Genomic DNA, 20,654 nt, shown 5'->3' on the forward strand with positions numbered 1-20,654 from the left:
GGGCGGGCGGCTGGGTGGGGGTGGCCGACGGGGCGGCCGAGGCCGGGCCGGGGTGGCCCTCGACCGCGTACTCCCCGGAGTCCTCCGCGCCCTCCTCGGCGGCCGGAACCGACCACTGGCCGGTGTGCCCCTGCTGCTGTCCGGGCGCGGGCTGGTGCGGCTGCTGCGGCTGGTGGGGCTGCTGCCGGGGCGTCGGCCCGGCGAAGGGCATCCGCAACTGAGCCGTCGTCTGCGGGTCCTGAGGGTCGTCCGCGTGGCCGCCGTAAGGAGGCGCGGCCGGGCCGGGGTGGTCGTCGACCCGGTACTCACCGGTCTCGTCCACACCCTCGTCGCCCGCGACCGGGATGGTCCACTGGCTGGTCTGCACCGGCCCGCCCGCGCCGTTGTCGGACGAGGCGGGCACCGGCCAGTCGTCGACCGGCCAGTCGTCCACCGGCTCCTCGGCCGCCGGAGCGGGCCAGTGGCCGGTGTGCGGCGGGTGGTGGCCCTGCTGGTCCTCGGTGGGCACCGGCCACTGGACGGCGCCGTGCGGATCGTGGTGGCCGCCGTACAGATAGCCGCCGTCGGTCTCCGCGGTGGTCCAGTGCCCGGTCATGCCCTGGTCGTGGGGAGCGCCCTGGCCATGGCCGGACGGCTGCCACTGGCCGCCATGGGACGGGTCACCGTGCCCCACGTCCATCGGCGGGGGCGCGTAGCCGGTGCCGGGCGCCGCGAGCGGGTCCCAACGGCCGGACGGATCGGTCGGGTCCGGGTGGGCGTAGTCCGGCGGCAGTTGTACGAACGCCGTCGACTCGGCGTCGTACTCCGGGCCGTGCGGCATCGGCTGCCATCCGCTTCCCGGATCCGGCCGGTGCGGCTGCTGTTCATCACTCACGCGAGTGCCCTCCCCAGAGCTCGGCGGGCCAGGGCCGCCACGGTACGCCTCAGGTGGATCGCGGCAGGCGGCAGGGGGACCGGCTCGGTTCCGTCCTGCGGGGGCGGCGGATCGGGGATGCACGCGGCGGCGACGTACTCGCCGAAAGCGGTGGTGACCTGCGGATCGAGATGGCCGCGGTCGCCGTCCCAGTCGATGAGCGAGGCGACCCAGCGCTCGGCGTCCAGGGGGCGCAGCGGCATCGGCGCGACCGCCCCGACCGCACAGCGCACCCCGCGCCGCGCGGGGTCCAGGACGAGGGCGACGGAGGCGGTGGCCCGGCCGGGCCCGGTGCGCCCGGTGGCCTTGAGGAAGGTCTGCGGGGCGTGCAGCAGCGGAACCCGGACGAATCCGACGAGTTCACCGGGGTTCAGCAGATCGACCCCGGCGAGCAGATGGCTGACCGGGATCTCGCGGCGGGACCCCTCGGGCCCGGCGATGATGACCGTGGCCTCCAGCGCGGCGAGCACCGGCAGCGCGTCGCCGGTGGGGGCGGCGGTGACGATGTTGCCGCCGAGAGTGCCCGCGTTGCGGATCTGCGGTGGTCCGGCGGCCCGCGCGGCCGCGGCCAGCGCCGGGATCAGCGCGGCGAAGTCGGGGCGGCCCATCCGGGCGTGGGTGAGTCCGGCGCCGAGCAGGGCGTGCCCGTCCAGATAGCGCCAGCCTCGGATTTCGCTGATCCGGCCGAGGCCGACGAGCGCGGCGGGCCGCAGCAGGCCGGAGTTGACCGCGGCCATCAGATCGGTACCGCCCGCCACGGGCACGGCGGCGGGCATGGCGGCCAGTGCCGCCACGGCCTCGTCGAGCGTGCCCGGCAACGTCACCGTGTGCGCCGCCTGCGGTGCGTGCGTGGTCAACCCGCTGCCCCTTCCCCGGTGTCCCGGCTGTTGCGCCGTACGGTACGTGCTGACAGCCCGGACGTGGCAACTCTGGCACATCTTGCGAGCCCGCCGTCGTGGGGGTCCGTGATCCGTGGATCCGTCCCTGACCTGGGGGATGGTACGGGTTTGGGGCGACGTCTCCGGCGAGAGTGGATTGCCACGTTTCAGGGACCCTTGTGCGATTTGGTCTTGCGCCGGAGGGACTACGCTCGCAGGGGCGGCGGAGCGTCGGCGCGCACCTTTTTCAGGACCCGGTCCCCCGGCCGCGGCCGGGGGTGCTCCCGGCCGCGGCGGGGCGGCTCACACGATCGGGGGCGCTCCCTCGCGCGGGCGTCCGAGCAGGCCGGGGCGCCGCTGCCAGGGGAGCGGCCCGGCGGGCGGGCGATAGCTCACGCCGAGCGCGTCCAAACGCGCGTAATGTGCCTCCATGCGCCCCTGGAACGCCCCGAAGTCCCGTTCGGACGACGGCGGCAGCGCCGACCAGACGACCTCGGCGAAGGCGGCGAGCCGGGGGAAGGTCTGGTAGTCGACGCGCCGGCGGTCCTCCATCACCTCGGTCCAGACGTTGGCCTGGGCGCCCAGCACCCGGTCCGCGTCGGCTCCGGTGAGCTGTGGTGGAACCGGTTCGAAGCGATAGACATCCTCCAGGGTGCGGACGTAGCCGATCGGGACCGGCTCGCCCTCGCCCGGAGCCTGCCGGTGGTCGAAGTACACCTGCTGCTCGGGGCACATGACGACGTCATGGCCGGCCCGCGCGGCGGCGATCCCGCCCGCGTAGCCGCGCCAGGAGGAGACCGCGGCGCCCTCCGGCAGCGGGGCGTCGGCCGCGCCGCCCTCGAGGATCTCGTCCCAGCCGATCAGCCGGCGCCCGCGCTCGGCCAGCCAGTGGCCGAAGTGGCGGATGAACCAGCTCTGGAGCTCGTCCTCGTCGGCGAGACCCTGCGCGCGGATGCGCTCCTGAGCGGCCGGGGACGCCTTCCACTGGTCCTTGGGGCACTCGTCGCCGCCGATGTGGACGAAGGTGCCGGGGAACAGCTCCAGGACCTCTTCCAGCACCTGCTCGAAGAAGCGGAGCGTGTTGTCGGTGGGAGCGAGTACGTTCGGGTTGACGCCCCAGGTGGTCCAGACTCCGAGGGAGGCGGTGTCGATGACATCGGTGTTGCCCAGCTCCGGGTACGCGGCGATGGCGGCCTGCGAATGCCCGGGAATGTCGATCTCCGGCACGACGGTGATATGCCGTTCGGCGGCGTAGGCGACGATCTCGCGGATGTCGTCCTGGGTGTAGTAGCCGCCGTGCGGCCGCTCGTCCCACAGCGGGGACGCCCGGTGGCCGAGCTTGGTGCGCTCACGCCAGGCGCCGGTCCCGGTCAGCTTGGGATAGCGGCGGATCGCCACGCGCCAGCCCTGGTCGTCGGTGAGATGGAAGTGGAAGACATTGAGCTTGTGGGCGGCGAGCAGGTCGAGATAGGCGAAGACGCCGTCCTTGGGCATGAAGTGACGGGCCACATCCAGCATCAGCCCGCGCCAGGCGAACCGGGGCGCGTCCTTGACCGTCCGCTCCGCCAGCTCCCAGCCGGTCTCCGCGTCCCTGAGCGGGGCGCGGCGGAAGGCGTCGGGGCCCAGCAACTGACGGAGCGTCTGGGTGCCCCAGTGGACGCCCGCGGCCGTGCCGCCCGCGATCTCCACCCGGCCGTCGGCCACGGTGAGCCGGTAGCCCTCGGGCTCCAGCGCGGCGTCGATCCGCAGCGTGAGGGTGTCGGGGCCGCCGGGTTCGCCGTCCGGCAGGGACAGGCCGAGCGCCTGGCCGAGGGTGGTGCGCAGCAGGCGCGCCACGCCCTCGGCGCCGGGGGCGGCGGCCAGGGCGGTGTGCCGCGGGTGGATCCGCGCGCCCGCGCGGCCCGTACGGCTCTGGTCATGGCGGGGCGCGGGGATCAGCCCCGCGGCGTCGTGTGTCATCTGCTCCCTCATCGGCCCTTGTCGGCGCGTTGAAAGCCCTTGCCGGTCCGTTCGTCGGCCTTCTTCGTCAGTCCTTCTCCTCGTCAGCCTCGTCAGCCCTTCTCTCCGTCAGTCCTTCACGGCGCCGCCGAGACCGGAGACCAGTCGGCGCTGTACGAGGACGAAGAAGATCAGCACGGGGATGGTCATGACGGTGGACGCCGCCATGATGCCTCCCCAGTCGTTGCCCTCGGCCTTGAAGAAGACCAGCAGCGCCATCGGAAGGGTGGAGTTCTCGGTCGCGCTGATGATGAAGGACTTGGCGAACAGGAAGTCGTTCCAGGTGGAGATGAAGGAGAAGACGCTCGTCGCGACAAGTCCGGGGAAGACCAGCGGGAAGAGGATCTGCCACAGGAAGCGGGAGCGGCTGGCCCCGTCGAGATAGGCCGCCTCCTCCAGCGCCTCGGGCACGGCCTTGACGAAGCCGCGCAGCATCCAGATGGCGAACGGCAGCGAGAAGGCGATATGCGGCAGGATCAGCGAGCCCAGGGTGTTGAGCCCGATCCCCGGCACCGACTCCCCCAGATCGCGCATCAGGAAGAACAGCGGGATGGTCAGCGCCTCGATCGGCACCATCTGCGCGACCAGGAACATGATCAGCAGCGTGGTGCGGAAGCGGAACCGGAAGCGGGCGACCGCCGTCGCCGCGAGGAAGGCGATCAGCGCCGAGGCGACCACCACCACCCCGGCCACCAGGAGGCTGTTGAGGAAGTAGCGCCCGAAGTCCTCCTGCTGGAAGACGCGCCGGAAGGAGTCGAGCGACGGGGCCGTCGTCCACGGCCGGGGCTCGGTGGACTGGATCTCCCCCTCGGGCTTGAAGGCCGAGAGCACCATCCAGTACAGCGGGAAGGCGACCACGGCCGCCACGATCAGGGCGGTGGCCTCGGCGGCGAAGCGCCAGGGACGGCGGATGCGCAGCGAGACGCGCGAGTGGCTCACAGTTCTTCTCCCTGGCGTCGCAGCAGCCGCAGATAGACCAGCGTCACGACCAGCAGGATGAGCAGCATCACCACGCCGATCGCCGAGCCCAGGCTGTACTGCGAGGACGCGAACGCCTTCTGGTACGCGTACACGTTGAGCACCATGTTCTGGCGCGCGATCCCGCCGCCGTCGGTCATGACGTAGATCTGGGTGAAGACCTTGAAGTCCCAGATGATGGACTGGATGGTCACCACGACGAGGATCGGCCGCAGCATCGGCGCCATGATGGTGCGCCAGATCCGCCAGGTGGAGGCGCCGTCGAGGGCGGCGGCCTCCAGCACCTCGGTGGGGATGGCCTTGATGCCCGCGTAGACGGTGACCATCACAAACGGGAACGAGCACCACACGACCTCGAACAGCACCAGGGCGAAGGCGCTGTAGCGGTCATAGGTCCAGGAGTAGTTCTCGAACCCGGAGAGCCCGAACCACACCAGGATCTTGTTCACCGGCCCGAAGTCGGGGTCGAAGAGGAAGACCCAGACCGTCGAGCCGGTGATCGCCGGGGTGGCCCAGGCGCCGAGCGCGGCCAGCATCAGCGCCAGCCGCGGAATGGCCCGTACGCGCGTCAGCAGCACCGCGAGCGCACAGCCGACCGCGAGGGTCGACACCACGCAGACGGCGGCGAAGAGCAGCGTGGCCACGACGACGTTCCAGAACTCGCCGTCGCGGAACAGCTCGGCGTAGTTGGCGAATCCCTGGAAGGTGGTCGGCTCACCGCCGCTGACCTGCGCCTGGGTGTACTCCAGGAAGGAGATCAGACCGAGCTGGTAGATCGGGTAGACGAGCAGCCCGCCCAGGACGACGAGCGCCGGGGCGAGATAGAGCCAGGGCGTCCAGGCTCCCCGCCGGGAGCCCTTCCCGGCTCGGCCCCCGGCCGGGACGACGGGGCCCGGCCGGGACCGGCGGCCCTTGGCGGGGGCGCGCCGGGCGTGCTGTGCGGTGCCGGAGCTCACTGCTGGAACGCCTCGTCCATCTTCTTCGCGGCGTCCTTGGTGGCGGTCTCCACGTTCTTACGGCCGCTGACGATCTCCTGGAACATGGTGGGCAGGACGAGCTGCGCGTCGATGGCCGCCCAGCCGGGCGAGGCGGGCACGAACTTGGCGCTGTCGTTGAGGGTCTTCACGAAGGGCTTCAGGAAGGGGTCCTTCTGCGCCACATCGCCGCGCACATCGGTGAAGGTCGGCAGGAAGCCCATGGCGTCGTAGAGCTTGCGCTGGGTCTGCTTGCCGGAGAGCGTCTGGAGCAGGTCCACGGCGAGGGTGCGGTGCGTGGTGCTCTTGAGCACTCCGACGTTGTTGCCGCCCGCGAAGGCCGGGGCGATATCGCCCTTCTTCACGCCCGGCAGCGGCACGACCTTGTACTTGCCCTTGACCTTGCCCGCCTCGATGGCCTGGCGGCTGAAGTCGCCGCCGATCGCCATGCCCGCCTTGCCCGAGGCGAACGCCTCGATGGTGTCGTTGCCGCCCCACTGGGCGCACTTGGCGGCCGGGCAGTTGTCGTTGCCGAAGAGCGAGGTGTACGCCTTGACGCCCTTCTGGGCGTTGGCGCTGTCGATGGCCGCCTCGTACTCGTTCGAGCCGAACTTGCCCTTCTCGCCGGCGAGGTCGCCGCCGTTGGCCCAGATGAAGGGCATCGCGCCGTAGGTGTAGGCGCCGCCGACCGCGAGACCGTACAGATCCGACCGCTGCGAGCGGATCTTCTTCGCGGTCGCAATCAGTTCGTCCTGGGTGGTCGGGGGCTCCAGGCCGAGGTCCTTGAAGACGTCCGTCCGGTAGTACAGCGCCCGGACGCCGACGAAGAGCGGAGCGCCGTAGACCTTGCCGCCGATGGTCAGCGTGTACTTCGCGGTGGGGTCGATGTTCGTCGAGTCGCCCCAGGCGCCGAACTCCTTGCTGATGTCCAGCAGTCCGCCGTCCTTGACGTAGCCGGCGGTGTCGGTGTTGCCGTACTCGATGACGTCGGGAGCGCTCTTGGGGTCGTTGAAAGCCGCCTTGATCTTCTGCGCCCGGGTGTCGATCGGGATGTAGGCCACCTCGACCTCGGTCCCGTCATGCTCCTTCTCGAAGCCGGCGACCGCCTCGTCGATCACCTTCTTCTTGGGCGCGTTGTTGACCTCCTGGAAGAGCCAGACGCGCAGCTTGCCGCTCTTCTCGTCCTTGTCGGAGCTGTTGTCGGAGGTGGAGGGAGCGCATCCGGTCGCGGCCAGCCCCGCCAGGGTCAGTGCCGCCACGGGCACGGTGACGCGCGAGGACAAGCGGGAGAACACGGAGAGATGGGACGACTTCATGAGGACCCTTAAACATTTGGCGTTGCAGCATATGCAACGCATGTTTCGCTCAGCACAATATGCGTGAGGCTAGGGAACCTTGAGCGACCCCACAAGAGGTCTGAACCACTCCGTGACCAAATGAGCCGAACCGCTGTGCGGCACAACGGACTTCGCGCTAGCGACGCGGTAACTCTTCACCCGGATAGGCGGGTTCAACATACGGCACGGCCTCCACCCGCGCACCCGCTTCCTCCAGGCGCGCGATCACCCGGCCCCAGTCGGGCCAGGTCTTCCGGATCCGCTCGAGGACGTGGTCGCTGGCCACCAACACCACATCGCAGCCCGGGTCGGCCGCCCACTCCAGAAGTCCGGGAAGGGTCGGCTGCGCGACCGACATCACGCAGCTTCCGGCGGGCCGGTAGCCCCGCTCGGCGGCCAGCCGCCCGCACTGTTCGAGCTGGGCGTCCCAGTCCTTCTCGAACTGGCAGTAGGCGCTGGCGCCTTCCGCATCGGGCTCGTCGACCTCACGCGCCCCGAACACCAGATAGGCGGCCCGCGCCGCCCCGTTCTCCGTACGCCCGCTCATGGGCCGACCCTACTGGGGTCATCCGGCGCACGGCAGGGCGCACAAGCACGGCTCGCCCGGCCCGCGACCCCCGAGTGGGGCCGCGGGCCGGGCGAGCCGTCTGTCGCGCGAGGCTTTCCGTCAGGGCCTGGGGCCCACGGACCGGCTACTTCTTGCCGTCGCCGTCCTTGCCCTTGTCGCCGCCGGCGCCCATGCCCTCGAAGATCTCCTTGCACATGGGACACACCGGGTACTTCTTCGGGTCACGACCCGGGACCCAGACCTTGCCGCACAGTGCGACGACGGGAGATCCGGAGAGGGCGCTCTCCATGATCTTGTCTTTCTGTACATAGTGGGCATAGCGCTCGTGGTCGCCGTCACCGTGCGACACCTGAGGTGTCGGCTCAACGAGGGTCCCCGTGCCTGCCCCGCGCTCGGGCTCAAGAGTGCTCATACAGCCCTAGGGTACTCATGCCTAGTTGAGAGAAGGGTCGTCCGGATACGTGGCGACCATGGCCAGCTCACTGCGCTGGCGGCGCAGCACCGCACGCCACAGCCGCTCGGGGGCGGGCGAGGACACATCGCCCGGCTCGGACTCCACCACGTACCACGCGCCCTCGGCGAGCTCGTCCTCGAGCTGACCGGGCCCCCAGCCCGCGTAACCCGCGAAGATCCGCAAGGACCCCACGGCCGCCGCCAGCAGCTCCGGCGGCGCCTCCAGGTCGACCAGGCCGATCGCCCCGTGCACTCTGCGCCAGCCGAGTGGCCCGTCCTCGGTGCGCGCCGCGGACCGCCCCGATTCGCCCGGGACGACGGCCACGCCCAGCGCGGAGTCCAGCGAGACCGGACCGCCCTGGAAGACCACCCCCGGCTCCCCGGCCAGCTCGGCCCACGACTCCAGGATGTCGCCCACCCCCACCGGGGTCGGGCGGTTCAGGACCACACCGAGCGAGCCCTCCTCGTCGTGATCGAGGAGGAGCACCACCGCGCGGTCGAAGTTCGGGTCAGCAAGCGCCGGTGTCGCGACAAGCAGCCGTCCTGTGAGCGAGGACACCTCGGTCATGGCCACATGATCCCCCATATCCGGGTCGGAGGGGGAGTGGAAGACGAGTCCCGTATGAGAGCAGGTCGGGGCGCAAGACAGCAGATGCGGCGCACGTGACTGTGGGCTCTTCGAGGGGGACGGAACGTGTCGCCGCCCACACGGGAGGACTCAATGCGCGCAGGAGTCTTACGGAGGCGGTCTCCAGGGCCATTACTCTTGCCCTTTGGCCCCTGTGCCTTTTGGCCCTGCCCGTCTCAGGAACGCGAGACCCGATGACCCGCTCGAACGATGTCCTGCTCGTCCACGGCGGCACCCCGCTCGAAGGCGAGATCCGTGTGCGCGGCGCGAAGAACCTCGTGCCGAAGGCCATGGTGGCCGCCCTGCTCGGCAGTGGGCCCAGCCGGCTGCGCAACGTCCCCGACATCCGCGATGTGCGGGTGGTGCGCGGGCTGCTGCAACTGCACGGCGTGACGGTGCGCCCCGGTGACGAGTCCGGTGAGCTGGTGCTCGACCCCACGCATGTGGAGAGCGCCAATGTCGCCGACATCGACGCGCACGCCGGTTCCTCGCGGATCCCGATCCTCTTCTGCGGCCCGCTGCTGCACCGCCTCGGCCACGCCTTCATCCCCGGCCTGGGCGGCTGTGACATCGGCGGCCGGCCGATCGACTTCCACTTCGACGTGCTGCGCCAGTTCGGCGCGACGATCGAGAAGCGGGCGGACGGCCAGTACCTGGAGGCCCCGCACCGGCTGCGCGGCACCAAGATCCGGCTGCCGTACCCCTCGGTGGGCTCCACCGAGCAGGTGCTGCTGACGGCGGTGCTCGCCGAGGGTGTGACGGAACTCTCCAACGCGGCGGTCGAGCCGGAGATCGAAGACCTCATCTGCGTCCTTCAGAAGATGGGCGCCATCATCTCCATGGACACCGACCGGACGATCCGGATCACCGGTGTCGACAAGCTCGGCGGCTACAACCACCGCGCCCTCCCGGACCGCCTGGAGGCCGCCTCCTGGGCGAGCGCGGCGCTGGCGACCGAGGGCAGCATCTATGTGCGCGGCGCCCGGCAGCGCGAGATGATGACCTTCCTGAACACCTACCGCAAGGTGGGCGGCGCCTTCGACATCGGCGACGAGGGCATACGGTTCTGGCACCCCGGCGGCAAGCTCGACGCGATCGCCCTGGAGACCGACGTCCACCCCGGCTTCCAGACCGACTGGCAGCAGCCGCTGGTGGTGGCCCTGACCCAGGCGTCGGGCCTGTCCATCGTCCACGAGACGGTCTACGAGTCGCGGCTGGGCTTCACCTCGGCGCTCAACCAGATGGGCGCCCACATCCAGCTCTACCGCGAATGCCTGGGCGGCTCGGCCTGCCGCTTCGGCCAGCGCAACTTCCTGCACTCCGCGGTCGTCTCCGGCCCCACCAAGCTCCAGGGCGCCGACCTGATCATCCCCGACCTCCGCGGCGGCTTCTCCTACCTGATCGCGGCCCTGGCGGCCCAGGGCACCTCACGGGTCCACGGCATCGACCTGATCAACCGCGGCTACGAGAACTTCATGGAGAAGTTGGTCGAGCTGGGCGCCAAGGTGGAGCTCCCGGGCGGCACCGCCCCCGCATCGACGCGGTAGCGCCCCACCCGACGACCACGGCCCGCCCCGACACCCGAGGCGGGCCGCCCCATCCCACACCCGAGCCACGACGACGCCCCCGGCTGGGGGTCCGGGGGTTACCCCCGGGGACTGCAGCATGGAGAAGCTCGTGGAACTCGGCGCCAAGGTGGAGCTCCCGGGCGGCACCGCCCCCGCATAGACGCGGTAGCGCCCCACCCGACGACCACGGCCCGCCCCGACACCCGAGGCGGGCCGCCCCATCCCACACCCGAGCCACGACGACGCCCCCGGCTGGGGGTCCGGGGGTTACCCCCGGGGAATGCAGCATGGAGAAGCTCGTGGAACTCGGCGCCAAGGTGGAGCTCCCGGGCGGCACCGCCCCCGCATAGACGCGGTAGCGCCCCACCCGACGACCACGGCCCGCCCCGACACCCGAGGCGGGCCGCCCCATCCCACACCCGAGCCACGACGACGCCCCCGGCTGGGGGTCCGGGGGTTACCCCCGGGGAATGCAGCATGGAGAAGCTCGTGGAACTCGGCGCCAAGGTGGAGCTCCCGGGCGGCACCGCCCCCGCATAGACGCGGTAGCGCCCGTGCCGACGCCTCGTGGTGGCGGGCTCGGGCGCCGTGAGCCTCGTAGCTCGTAGCGCGGCGGGCTCGGACGCCGTACGCCTCGTAGACGGGCCTCTGGGACCGTAGGAGCGCCGAAAGGGGCGGTCACCCTCGGGTGACCGCCCCTTTCGTTCGCGAGGGCTTACTTGCCCTTGGCGGCTTCCTTGAGCTTGGAGCCCGCGGAGACCTTCACGCTGTAGCCGGCCGGGATCTCGATCGGCTCACCGGTCTGCGGGTTGCGCGCGGTGCGAGCGGCACGGTGGGTGCGCTCGAAGGTCAGGAAGCCGGGGATGGTGACCTTCTCGTCGCCCTTCGCGACGACCTCACCGGTCACCTCGGCGAGGGCGGCCAGCACGGCGTCGGCGTCCTTTCGGGTCACCTCGGCGCGCTCGGACAGAGCGGCCACCAGCTCACTGCGGTTCATGTTGTACTCCCGTGTTCATCTTGCCAATGAGGCGTGAGATCGAAGCCGATGCTGCCAGGGCCCTCGGACAGTCCCCGGACCCGGGTCTGCTGTTCAGACCCTCGCGCCCGGAACGCATCCTGCCCGCACCTGTGGCGGGAAAGCCAATCCGGAGCCCTCGAGAGTCACACGAAAAGCGCCGTGGCGGTCGTTTTCCTGCCCGCCACCCTATGGCTGCCTCCGGGACCCCACAGCGCGCGACGCGCCGTGCCGGGCCTAGACCGCAGTGGTACCGGTCACAGGGCGCGCCGCGTCCCGTACGGCTCCGGCGACCGCCCCCGCGACCTTGTCGTTGAAGACGCTCGGAATGATGTAGTTGGCATTGAGCTCGTCGTCGTGGACGACGTCCGCGAGCGCGCCGGCAGCGGCCAGCATCATCTCGGTGTTCACCGTACGCGACTGCGCGTCCAGCAAACCACGGAAAACGCCCGGGAACACCAGCACGTTGTTGATCTGGTTCGGGAAGTCCGAGCGTCCGGTGGCCACCACCGCGGCGGTCTGGCGGGCGATCGCCGGGTCCACCTCGGGGTCGGGGTTGGCCAGCGCGAAGACGATCGCGCCGTCCGCCATGGCGGCCACGTCGTCGCCGGAGAGCACGTTCGGGGCCGAGACGCCGATGAAGACGTCCGCGCCGCGCACGGCCTCGCGCAGGGTGCCCGTGACGCCCTCCGGGTTGGTGTTGTCGGCGATCCAGCGCAGCGGGGACTCCGGGTCGGCGGAGACCAGGTCCTCGCGCCCGGCGTGCACCACGCCGTGGATGTCGGCGACCACCGCGTGCCGCACGCCCGCGGCGATCAGCAGCCGCAGGATGGCCGTGCCGGCGGCGCCCGCGCCGGACATGACGACCCTCACATCCTCGATCTTCTTGTCGACCACCCGCAGCGCGTTGGTGAGCGCGGCCAGCACCACGATCGCGGTGCCGTGCTGGTCGTCGTGGAAGACCGGGATGTCCACGGACTCGCGCAGCCGCGCCTCGATCTCGAAGCAGCGGGGGGCGGAGATGTCCTCCAGGTTGATCCCCGCGAAGCCGGGGGCGATGGCCTTCACGATCGCGACGATCTCGTCGGTGTCCTGGGTGTCCAGGCAGATCGGCCAGGCGTCGATGCCCGCGAACCGCTTGAAGAGGGCCGCCTTGCCCTCCATGACCGGCAGGGCGGCCTTGGGGCCGATGTTGCCGAGGCCCAGGACCGCGGAGCCGTCGGTGACGACGGCCACACTGTTGCGCTTGATGGTCAGGCGCCGGGCGTCCTCGGGGTTCTCCGCGATGGCCTGGCAGACCCGGGCGACGCCCGGGGTGTAGACCATGGAGAGGTCGTCACGGTTGCGGATGGGGTGTTTCGACGACATCTCGATCTTGCCGCCGAGGTGCATCAGGAACGTACGGTCGGAGACCTTGCCGAGCGAGACACCTTCGATGCCCCGCAGCTTCTCCACGATTTCCTGGGCGTGCGCGGTCGAGGTGGCGGCGATGGTGACGTCGATACGGAGCTTCTCGTGGCCGGAAGCGGTCACATCGAGGCCCGTGACCGAGCCGCCGGAGGACTCCACGGCCGTGGTGAGCTGGCTGACCGCGGTGCCGCTCGCGGGCACCTCCAGTCGGACCGTCATCGAGTACGAGACGCTGGGCGCCGTTGCCATGGCCTGCTTCCTCTGCTTTCCCTGGTACATGCTGTCCGGGCCGCGGGAATGCCGGGCCACGCCTCAGATAGTTGCACCTACCTCTCGGTACGGGGTAACCCGGCCCGACTTTCGGACATATTGTTCTGACATAGCAGAGTGGGGTCACCCGAGTGGAAACCCCCACTCCTTCGCGGGAACGCCTGGCGAGGCGGGCCGTCCGCCGCATCCGCCGTCCTAGGCTCTGGCGCGCTACAGCGTCGGAGGAAGAGACAAGAGGAGCGCGGGCATGGCTCAGGGCACCGTGAAGTGGTTCAACGCCGAGAAGGGCTACGGCTTCATCGCCCAGGAGGACGGCGGACCGGACGTCTTCGTCCACTACAGCTCGATCGACGGCAGCGGCTACCGCAGCCTGGTCGACGAGCAGCGGGTCGAATTCCAGATCGTGCAGGGCCGCAAGGGCCCGCAAGCGGAAGAGGTCCGCATCCTGGGCGGCTGACACCGCCCGGCGCGGACCTCTTCGGAAGAGAAGGGTGGCACCGACCCGCCATGCTCGCCTCGCGGCAAGTGGTCGCTCGAAGCGACGAAGGTTGGGCCCGGGGGCTTGGATCGGGCCGGTGCCACGTCAAGGCTAACAAACAGGCCCGGGAAGGGATTCCCCTCCCGGGGGTTGATTTCGCCCCCCGCCCGGGCCTTGCGGGAGATTCACTCCCGCAGCAGGTCGGGGACGCCGTGGGCGTCCGGCTCGTCGCGGGTCCCCGACACCACCGTCAGCCGCTGGGTCGCGCGGGTGAGCGCCACGTACAGCACCCGTAGCCCCGCCGGTGACTCGTCGGCGATCTCGGCGGGCGAGACCACGACCGTCGCGTCGTACTCCAGCCCCTTCGCCTCCAGGCTGCCCAGCGCCACCACCCGGTGGCCCAGGCCGGTCAGCCACTGACGGGCCTGCTCGCGGCGGTTCATCGCGACGACGACGCCGACGGTGCCGTCCACCTCGTCCAGCAGCCGGAGCGCCTCCCGGCGGGCGGCCGCGCCGAGATCGCCGTCCACGTCCGGTGCGAAGCGCGGCTCCACGCCCGTGGAGCGGACCGCCTCGGGCGCGGGGGTGCCGGGCATCGCCAGGGTGAGGACCCTGGTGGCCAACTCGGCGATCTCGGACGGGTTGCGGTAGTTGACGGTGAGGGTGAAGCGGCGGCGCGGGCGGCTGCCGAGCGCCTCGTCCCGGGCCCGCCCCGCCTCGTCCGGGTCGGACCAGGAGCTCTGGGCCGGGTCGCCGACCACCGTCCAGGTGGCGTGGCGGCCACGCCGTCCCACCATCCGCCACTGCATGGGGGTGAGGTCCTGCGCCTCGTCGACGATGACGTGGGCGTAGTCGGCGCGCTCCCGCTCGGCCCGGTCGGCGCGGCCGCGGCGGGGGCCGACCCGGTCGGCGTAGGTGGTCAGCTCGTCCAGACCGGTCAACTGGTCCAGCGGATCCACCTCGCGGGGGGTGGCGGGTCGGGCGGGGAGGCCCAGCAGGGTGTTCAGCTCGTCCAGCAGCGCCACGTCGTGGACCGACAGCGGGCCCTGCCCGTCCGGGCCGAGCCGGGCGAGCGACCGGGCCACCTGGCGGACCTCGCGGGGGTTGAGCACCCGCCGCGACCAGCGCCCCAGCCGCTTCTCGTCGGCCATGGCGGCGAGGACGGAGCGGGGGGTGAGCTCGGGCCACCAGGCGTCGAGGAACTCCTGGAAGACGTCCTCGGAGGAGATGTCCTCGTCGAAGCCCTCGCGCGCCTCGGCGGCCAGCTCGGGGTCGGTGTAGCGGCGGGGCGCGCCGGAGCGGGTCCACAGCGCGTCCAGCAGCAGCCGGCGGGCGCGGGGGCGCAGCAGGTTGACGGGTGCGGTGCCGCCCAGCACGTTCTGGCGGATGCGGCGCAGCTCATCGGCGTCCAGCTCGATCCGGGCACCGAAGGCGACCACGCGCAGCCGCTCGGGCGGGCCGCCGGGTCTGGTCCCGGAGCCCGCACCGGGTCTGCCGCCGTCGTTCGACGGGGCGGCGGGGGCGCCGAGCGCCACGTCGAGGGTCAACTGGCCGTCGTCCGACGAACGGTCCGACGACGAGGCCGATCCGGCGGCGGTTCCCCGCGGCATCTCCAGCGCGCCGCGGGCGGCCTTGCGCAGCACCCTCAGCATCCGGGAGGAGCCCTTGACGCGGGCCACGGCCGGGGTGTCGTACGTGGTGGCCTCGGCGCCCTCCACCAGGGAGCCCACCGCGCGGATGGCCACCTGGCCCTCCTCGCCCAGTGAGGGCAGCACGCCCTCGGTGTAGGCGACCAGCAGCGGGGTGGGGCTGACCACGAGGATGCCGCCCGCGTAGCGCCGCCGGTCCTGGTAGAGGAGGTACGCCGCGCGGTGCAGCGCGACCGCCGTCTTCCCGGTGCCGGGGCCGCCCTCGACCTCGGTGATGGAGGCGGCGGGGGCGCGGATCACCTGGTCCTGCTCGGCCTGGATGGAGGCGACGATGTCCCGCATGGTGTGGCCGCGGGCCTGGCCGAGCGCGGCCATCAGGGCGCCGTCGCCGACCACCGGCAGCGCACTGCCGTCGAGGGTGGCGCTCAGCTCCGGGCGCAGCAGGTCGTCCTCGACGCCGAGCACCCGGCGGCCCTTGCTGCGGATCACCCGGCGGCGGACAACGCGGCCGGGGGCCACCGGGGTCGAGCGGTAGAAGGGCGCGGCGGCGGGCGCCCGCCAGTCGATCACCAGCGGGGCGTAGTCGGCGTCGAGCACGCCGATGCGGCCGATGTGCAGGGTTTCGGCGATCTCCGCGCGGTCGCCGTCCGGGCCGGTGCGGATGGCGTCGTCGGCGGGCTCGACGGAGGTGTAGGCGCCGTCGGGGCCGCGCTCGCCGTCCTTGCCCGGCAGCAGATCGATGCGGCCGAAGAGGAAGTCCTCGAACTCGCTGTTCAGCCGGTTGAGGTGGACCCCGGCCCGGAAGACCTGGGCGTCCCGTTCGGCGAGCGCCCCGGGCGTACCGACCTGGCCGCGTTTGGCGGCGTCGTCCATGAGGAACTCCGCCTCGTGGATCTTCTCCTCGAGGCGGTGGTACACCCGGTCCAGATGCGTCTGTTCGATCCGGATCTCGCGGTCCCGGACCCCGTCCCCGCCGTCCCGCCGCGGTGCCGTCCGGTCGTCATGCGTGGCGTTCTGCGCGGCCACCCAGGCCCCCTTCTGTGTTCTTAAGGGCAGCCGTCAACCGTACACCCCCGGGGAGCGGGATTCTCAGAGCCTGACCTCGGCCAGCCGCCGGCCGTCCAGCGTGCGGACCTCGAAACGCTCGATGTCGTCGGTGTTCATGGCGGCGCCGCCCTGGGCGTAGAGCGGCTCCTTGCTCCAGCGCGAACCGTCCCCGTCCGTGATGCCGTAGCCCGATGTGGGCACGGCCCAGGTGGTGATGGTCTCCTCGTGGCCGTCCTTGCCGATGGCCACCAGGTCGCAGGTGCGCGGCCCCTTGAGGTTGCCCAGCTTGAGGGCGACGGAGGTGCCCCAGCCCTTCTGCTGGAGCGAGACGGACGCGTCCACCTTGGTGACCGGGTCCACCGCGCTGAACTTCCTGCCCTGCTCGTACACCTGCTGGGAGGTGGACGCCACCGCCTGGGTCTTGCCGTCGTCGGAACTCGCGGTGAGCGCCGCTCCCGCGAGCGGGCCGCCGACGATGAGGACGGCGGCCGCGGCGACGAGATAGAGCCGCCTTCTGCCGGATGCCTTACGGCTGACCGTGACGTCGTCCAGGAGCCGGTCGAGCAGTTCGGGCCCGGGGCGGGCGGTGACCACCGACGGATCCGGGAGCGCGGTGCCGTCGGCGGCGGTGGCGTACTCGGCCAGCAGGGGCGGGAGCCCCATCAGCTCGTCGAGCTCGGCGGCGCACCGCTCGCACCCGATGAGGTGGTCCTCGAAGCGCGCCGCGTCGGCGGGGTCGAGCACTCCGAGCGCATAGGCGCCGACCGCGGTGTGCTGCTGGTCGTCCGCTGCCGGCATCATGCCGTAACCCCCCGTTCCTCGAGCGAGAGCTTCAGGGAGCGCAGCGCGTAGAAGACCCGGGACCTTACCGTCCCGGCGGGAACGCCCAGCACCTCGGCCGCCTCACTCACCGTCCGTCCCTTGAAGTATGTCTCCACGAGGGCCGCTCTATGTGCATCGGTGAGGTCATTCAACGCATCGGAAATGGTCATCTGGCGCAATGCCCGGTCGATGTCGTCCGCGGCGGGCATCACATGGAGCGCTGCCGCGTCCACTTCCTGGGGACGTGCCCGGCGTTGCCGGTGGCCGTCGATGACGATGCGGCGGGCCACGGTCACCAGCCACGGCCGTACCGACCCGCCGGAGCGCTGGAGTTGGTCGGCGTTGCGCCAGGCCCTGAGCAAGGTCTCCTGGACCACGTCCTCGGCGCGCTGCCGGTCGCCCGCGACCAGGCGCAGGACGAAGGCGAGAAGCGGGCCCGCGTGCTCCGCGTAGAGCGCGCGCATGAGCGCGTCGTCCGGTGTCGTCCTCTCGGTCACGAGGGCATCTTTGCGTACGCAAGCCGCCGGGTCGAGGGGGGTACGGGCTGGAAACGCTCGGCGTTCATCGGCCACCGTGTGATGTACGTCCCAATTCCGGAGTGAACATCGCCCCCTGTGCGATGCGTACTTGAGACCGAGTAGGCCGACGCCGGGCGGGTGTCGGCCATCAGGAAGGGCTCCCTCCCCAAATCCGCCCCACAGGCCCCGGTCCCCCCATCCGGGGCCTGTGCCATGTCCGGATCCGGTTCATGCTTTGGTCAACTTCTCGGCCGTGAACGACCGAGCTTGCTGACTCAGTCGACCACACCGATTCATGCTCTCCGAGCGCGGCTGGCTGCGGCGACGAAGTCACATCCACCGCAGGTCTGCGGTGCGGGACCGTTGACTGGGCCCCACACTGGGACAAGCCCAGCGACATCCGCCCGGTCAGCGCTATCTAAACCGTGTCCCCGGCAAGCCGGTTCGTGCCTTGCAAGCTCGCAAACGGATACGAAGAGACTACCGGACCGCTGCGCGCCCCGGGGGCGAAAGATGCGATTCCTCCCGGGCGTGAATGCCCGGGGTTCCTCGCAAGATCAGGCTGAAGTTTGGGTTTAGGCACTGTTCGGGGCCACCCGACGGCGGTGCCGGGCAACTCGTTCGCGGTTCCCGCAAATTTCACTGGAGCACCAGCGCCTCCGGCGGCCGCGCGAGGTGTCGAGGTAGACCAGCGAACAGGTCTCCCCCTCACAGCGCCGCAACTGCCCGCGGGCCACCGGGTCGGTGAGCAACTGCACCGCGTCCCGGGCGATCTGGGAGAGCAGCGCACCGCAGTCGGGCTTCCCGGCGAGGGCACGCACCAGGGCGCCGTCGGGCGTCCGTACGGCGCGCAGGGCGGGCGGGGCGGTGGCGGCCAGCGCGTTCATCCGCTCCAGATCGGCTCCGGCGGCGTGGCCCTCGACCTCGGTGTGGACGATGCGGTGCAGCAGATCGCGGGCCGCCCGGAAGCGGACGAGCCAGCGGTGATCCACGACATCGAGCGGCGTGCCGCCGGGCACCAGGCCGGCACCGAGCAGCCAGGCCCTGAGGGGCTCCACACCGCCCAGCCGCTCGACGGGCGCCTCGCTGAGCCGGCCACCGACGGTGGCCACCAGGTCCAGGCAGATCCGTCCCGAGTCGAACCGCAGGTCGTAGCCCGACATGTTCCTGTCACCCCTTGGGGAAGGCCCGATCCGGTCACCTTTCAGAGTGCCCGCCCCGGGTGTCCCCCGGAACCCCTTCGGGGGCGAGGCGGGGCGAACGCTTTGGGCTCCGCCGTGGTGGCCCTGTGACGCGCCGGGTGCGGGCCGTGGGCGCCTCCGGCGGAGATCCCCCACCCCGCCCCTTCCCGAAACCATGGGGCTCCGCCCCCTGGCCCCCCGCCGGGGCTCCGCCCCGGACCCCGCTCCTCAAACGCCGGAGGGGCTGAATTCCCGGCTCCGCCCCTCGCCCCACTCCTCAAACGCCGGAGAGGCTGCATTCACACCACCGGCGCGCGGACGCCGACGAGACGGGAGGGGGCGGGGTCGCAGGGGTGGTGTCCTGGACGCTTACGTGTATTTGTGGCGCCAATCCCCGACCAACACAACGCCCCCGGCCAATGGCGCCGTAAATATACGGTCCAGGGCGCCGCCCCGGAGGCCCCGCACCCGCCACCCACCACGAACAGCAGGCGCACCACCCACACACCCGCACCCGCACCCGCACCCGCACCCGCACCCGCACCCAGCGGAACCCGCACCCACCACGCACCCCACCGCGCCCCCCGCCCCGCGCCCCCGGTGAGCCGCTACGCGTCCGCGTACTTCGTTTCGGCCGACGGGTCCAGCGCCAGCCTGTACCCCCGCTTGACCACGGTCTGGATGAGCTTGGGGGAGCCGAGGGCCGTACGCAGGCGGGCCATCGCCGTTTCCACCGCGTGTTCGTCGCGGCCCGCGCCCGGCAGGGAGCGCAGGAGTTCCGCGCGGGCCACGACCCAACCGGGGCGCCGGGCCAGGGCGCGGAGCAAAGCCATCCCCGCAGGTGGCACGGTGCGCAGTTCGCCGTCGACGACCACCGCGTGGCCGCGGATCTCCAGGCGGCGCCCGGCGACCGGCAACGGGCGGACCCGGCCCGGGAGTTCCGCGGTCAGCAGTTGGACGAGGGGGCCCAGGCGGAATCGTTCGGGCTGGGAGGTGGGTATGTCGTGGGCCTCCAGCGGGAGCGCGGTGACCGGGCCGACGCAGGCCGCCAGCACGTCATGGCGGAGCGCGTCCAGGAGTTCCTCGCGCATACCGCGCCGTTCGGCCCGGTCCAGCAGGCTCGCGGCGGCGGGGGCGCTGGTGAAGGTGACGGCGTCCAGGGCGCGGGCGACCGTCGCGTCCAGCAGTCGGTCCACGGGCCCGATGTCCTCCGGTGGCATCCAGCGGTAGACCGGCACCCCGACCACCTCCGCTCCCCCGGCGCGCAGCGACTCGATGAAGCCGGGCAGCGGCTCGCCGTGCAGTTGGATGGCGATGCGCTGCCCCTCGACACCCTCCTCCAGCAGCCGTTCGAGCACCTCGGCCATGGACTCGGAGGGCGGTGACCACTCCTCGGTGAGCCCGGCGGCCCGGATCGCCCCGCGTACCTTGGGCCCGCGGGCCAGCAGCCGCACCTCGCGCAGCCGGTCCAGCAGCGCGTCGCCCAGGCCCCAGCCGTCGGCGGCCTCGACCCAGCCGCGGAAGCCGATGGCGGTGGTGGCGATGACGACATGCGGGGCGTGGTCGATCAACTGTTTGGTGGCGGCCAGGAGTTCGGAGTCGTCGGCCAGCGGCACGATCCGCAGCGCCGGCGCGTGCATCACGGCCGCGCCGCGCCGCCGCAGCAGCGCGCCGAGCTCATCCGCGCGCCGTGCCGCGGTGACCCCCACGGTGAATCCGGCGAGCGGGCCGACGGGTGCTTCGTCGCCCGCGGCCGCGGTCTGTTCTCGGTGCATGGCTCTCGTCCCGATCTCCCGATTCACTCGCGTATGGGCGCCTCCGTTCCGCATCCTGTCGCCGTCCCGTGACGGTGGCGGTTCGCGGAGGTTTCCCACCTGTAACGGAGCGTACGGCCGAGGGCGGAGGCCCGGGGCCCGGGGCCCGGGGGCCGGCGGCCGGGGCCCCGGGGGCCGGGGGCTTCCCCGGTCGA

Annotated in this window: 17 protein-coding genes and 1 pseudogene; 2 read left to right on the top strand and 16 right to left on the bottom strand. The window is 71.6% G+C overall.

Annotated features, from left to right (window positions below):
* The 9 genes and pseudogenes from KN815_RS13600 to KN815_RS13640 form a co-directional block, all read right to left on the bottom strand.
* A pseudogene (locus tag KN815_RS13600) lies at window positions 1-874 on the bottom strand (hypothetical protein); the annotation flags it as partial.
* The gene (locus KN815_RS13605) at window positions 871-1,770 is read right to left on the bottom strand and encodes an FAD binding domain-containing protein (protein ID WP_216342110.1); all 900 of its coding nucleotides are present in this window, start codon (window positions 1,768-1,770) and stop codon (window positions 871-873) included. The pseudogene KN815_RS13600 and the gene KN815_RS13605, both read right to left, overlap by 4 nt.
* 324 nt (window positions 1,771-2,094) lie before the next feature.
* The gene (locus KN815_RS13610; RefSeq protein ID WP_216342112.1) at window positions 2,095-3,750 is read right to left on the bottom strand and encodes a beta-N-acetylhexosaminidase; all 1,656 of its coding nucleotides are present in this window, start codon (window positions 3,748-3,750) and stop codon (window positions 2,095-2,097) included.
* 108 nt (window positions 3,751-3,858) lie between these two features.
* Window positions 3,859-4,728: a carbohydrate ABC transporter permease gene (locus KN815_RS13615; protein ID WP_216342114.1), complete on the bottom strand. Its 870-nt coding sequence runs from the start codon at window positions 4,726-4,728 to the stop codon at window positions 3,859-3,861.
* Window positions 4,725-5,723 carry a carbohydrate ABC transporter permease gene (locus KN815_RS13620; protein WP_216342116.1) on the bottom strand — a complete coding sequence of 333 codons (999 nt, stop codon included), beginning with the start codon at window positions 5,721-5,723 and terminating at the stop codon, window positions 4,725-4,727. The genes KN815_RS13615 and KN815_RS13620 overlap by 4 nt, the downstream gene beginning before the upstream one ends.
* Window positions 5,720-7,057, bottom strand: a complete 1,338-nt coding sequence (locus KN815_RS13625) for an extracellular solute-binding protein (RefSeq protein ID WP_216342117.1) — start codon at window positions 7,055-7,057, stop codon at window positions 5,720-5,722. Before KN815_RS13625 ends, KN815_RS13620 begins: the two co-directional genes overlap by 4 nt.
* Before the next feature lie 157 nt (window positions 7,058-7,214).
* Window positions 7,215-7,625: a hypothetical protein gene (locus tag KN815_RS13630; RefSeq protein ID WP_216342119.1), complete on the bottom strand. Its 411-nt coding sequence runs from the start codon at window positions 7,623-7,625 to the stop codon at window positions 7,215-7,217.
* A 145-nt stretch (window positions 7,626-7,770) separates the two neighbouring features.
* Window positions 7,771-8,058 (bottom strand): DUF3039 domain-containing protein, encoded by a 288-nt coding sequence (locus tag KN815_RS13635; RefSeq protein ID WP_075200572.1) that lies wholly within the window; start codon window positions 8,056-8,058, stop codon window positions 7,771-7,773.
* A gap of 21 nt (window positions 8,059-8,079) precedes the next feature.
* On the bottom strand, window positions 8,080-8,667 hold the full coding sequence (locus KN815_RS13640; RefSeq protein ID WP_078647448.1) for a YqgE/AlgH family protein: 588 nt from the start codon (window positions 8,665-8,667) through the stop codon (window positions 8,080-8,082).
* Window positions 8,668-8,921: 254 nt separating this feature from the next.
* Here KN815_RS13640 and murA point away from each other — a divergent pair, with 254 nt between their 5' ends.
* A complete protein-coding gene (murA, locus tag KN815_RS13645) occupies window positions 8,922-10,274 on the top strand; it encodes a UDP-N-acetylglucosamine 1-carboxyvinyltransferase (RefSeq protein WP_216342120.1) in 1,353 nt (450 codons plus the stop codon).
* Between the two features lie 736 nt (window positions 10,275-11,010).
* On the opposite strand, the gene KN815_RS13650 is transcribed toward murA, so the two are convergent.
* Both KN815_RS13650 and KN815_RS13655 read right to left on the bottom strand, forming a co-directional pair.
* Window positions 11,011-11,292: an HU family DNA-binding protein gene (locus KN815_RS13650; protein ID WP_009717479.1), complete on the bottom strand. Its 282-nt coding sequence runs from the start codon at window positions 11,290-11,292 to the stop codon at window positions 11,011-11,013.
* 255 nt (window positions 11,293-11,547) lie between these two features.
* A complete protein-coding gene (locus KN815_RS13655; RefSeq protein WP_208519704.1) occupies window positions 11,548-12,969 on the bottom strand; it encodes an NAD-dependent malic enzyme in 1,422 nt (473 codons plus the stop codon).
* A gap of 268 nt (window positions 12,970-13,237) precedes the next feature.
* On the opposite strand from KN815_RS13655, the gene KN815_RS13660 reads away from it, so the two are divergent.
* On the top strand, window positions 13,238-13,447 hold the full coding sequence (locus KN815_RS13660; protein WP_014061093.1) for a cold-shock protein: 210 nt from the start codon (window positions 13,238-13,240) through the stop codon (window positions 13,445-13,447).
* Window positions 13,448-13,653: 206 nt separating this feature from the next.
* Here KN815_RS13660 and KN815_RS13665 read toward each other — a convergent pair whose 3' ends face one another.
* The 5 genes from KN815_RS13665 to KN815_RS13685 all read right to left on the bottom strand — a co-directional run bounded on the left by KN815_RS13665 (window position 13,654) and on the right by KN815_RS13685 (window position 20,460).
* Entirely contained in the window at window positions 13,654-16,143 is a 2,490-nt protein-coding gene (locus KN815_RS13665; protein ID WP_372458342.1) for a HelD family protein, read from the bottom strand.
* Window positions 16,144-16,206: 63 nt separating this feature from the next.
* Window positions 16,207-16,965 carry an anti-sigma factor family protein gene (locus KN815_RS13670; protein ID WP_216342123.1) on the bottom strand — a complete coding sequence of 253 codons (759 nt, stop codon included), beginning with the start codon at window positions 16,963-16,965 and terminating at the stop codon, window positions 16,207-16,209.
* Entirely contained in the window at window positions 16,962-17,483 is a 522-nt protein-coding gene (locus KN815_RS13675) for a sigma-70 family RNA polymerase sigma factor (RefSeq protein WP_216342125.1), read from the bottom strand. The genes KN815_RS13670 and KN815_RS13675 overlap by 4 nt, the downstream gene beginning before the upstream one ends.
* A 596-nt stretch (window positions 17,484-18,079) precedes the next feature.
* A complete protein-coding gene (locus KN815_RS13680) occupies window positions 18,080-18,667 on the bottom strand; it encodes a CGNR zinc finger domain-containing protein (RefSeq protein WP_216342127.1) in 588 nt (195 codons plus the stop codon).
* Between the two features lie 626 nt (window positions 18,668-19,293).
* The gene (locus tag KN815_RS13685) at window positions 19,294-20,460 is read right to left on the bottom strand and encodes a uroporphyrinogen-III synthase (protein WP_216342129.1); all 1,167 of its coding nucleotides are present in this window, start codon (window positions 20,458-20,460) and stop codon (window positions 19,294-19,296) included.
* Between the last annotated feature and the right edge of the window lie 194 nt (window positions 20,461-20,654).

This window comes from Streptomyces niphimycinicus (genome assembly GCF_018883605.1).
GTDB lineage: Bacteria > Actinomycetota > Actinomycetes > Streptomycetales > Streptomycetaceae > Streptomyces > Streptomyces niphimycinicus.

What these genes read in the sequence shown, in the direction of transcription:
- murA (WP_216342120.1), top strand. Translation starts at nt 8,922, where the DNA reads ATGACCCGCTCGAACGATGTCCTGCTCGTCCACGGCGGCACCCCGCTC.
- KN815_RS13635 (WP_075200572.1), bottom strand. Translation starts at nt 8,058, where the DNA reads ATGAGCACTCTTGAGCCCGAGCGCGGGGCAGGCACGGGGACCCTCGTT.
- KN815_RS13685 (WP_216342129.1), bottom strand. Translation starts at nt 20,460, where the DNA reads ATGCACCGAGAACAGACCGCGGCCGCGGGCGACGAAGCACCCGTCGGC.
- KN815_RS13660 (WP_014061093.1), top strand. Translation starts at nt 13,238, where the DNA reads ATGGCTCAGGGCACCGTGAAGTGGTTCAACGCCGAGAAGGGCTACGGC.
- KN815_RS13640 (WP_078647448.1), bottom strand. Translation starts at nt 8,667, where the DNA reads ATGACCGAGGTGTCCTCGCTCACAGGACGGCTGCTTGTCGCGACACCG.
- KN815_RS13670 (WP_216342123.1), bottom strand. Translation starts at nt 16,965, where the DNA reads ATGATGCCGGCAGCGGACGACCAGCAGCACACCGCGGTCGGCGCCTAT.
- KN815_RS13625 (WP_216342117.1), bottom strand. Translation starts at nt 7,057, where the DNA reads ATGAAGTCGTCCCATCTCTCCGTGTTCTCCCGCTTGTCCTCGCGCGTC.
- KN815_RS13650 (WP_009717479.1), bottom strand. Translation starts at nt 11,292, where the DNA reads ATGAACCGCAGTGAGCTGGTGGCCGCTCTGTCCGAGCGCGCCGAGGTG.
- KN815_RS13630 (WP_216342119.1), bottom strand. Translation starts at nt 7,625, where the DNA reads ATGAGCGGGCGTACGGAGAACGGGGCGGCGCGGGCCGCCTATCTGGTG.
- KN815_RS13680 (WP_216342127.1), bottom strand. Translation starts at nt 18,667, where the DNA reads ATGTCGGGCTACGACCTGCGGTTCGACTCGGGACGGATCTGCCTGGAC.
- KN815_RS13655 (WP_208519704.1), bottom strand. Translation starts at nt 12,969, where the DNA reads ATGGCAACGGCGCCCAGCGTCTCGTACTCGATGACGGTCCGACTGGAG.
- KN815_RS13610 (WP_216342112.1), bottom strand. Translation starts at nt 3,750, where the DNA reads ATGACACACGACGCCGCGGGGCTGATCCCCGCGCCCCGCCATGACCAG.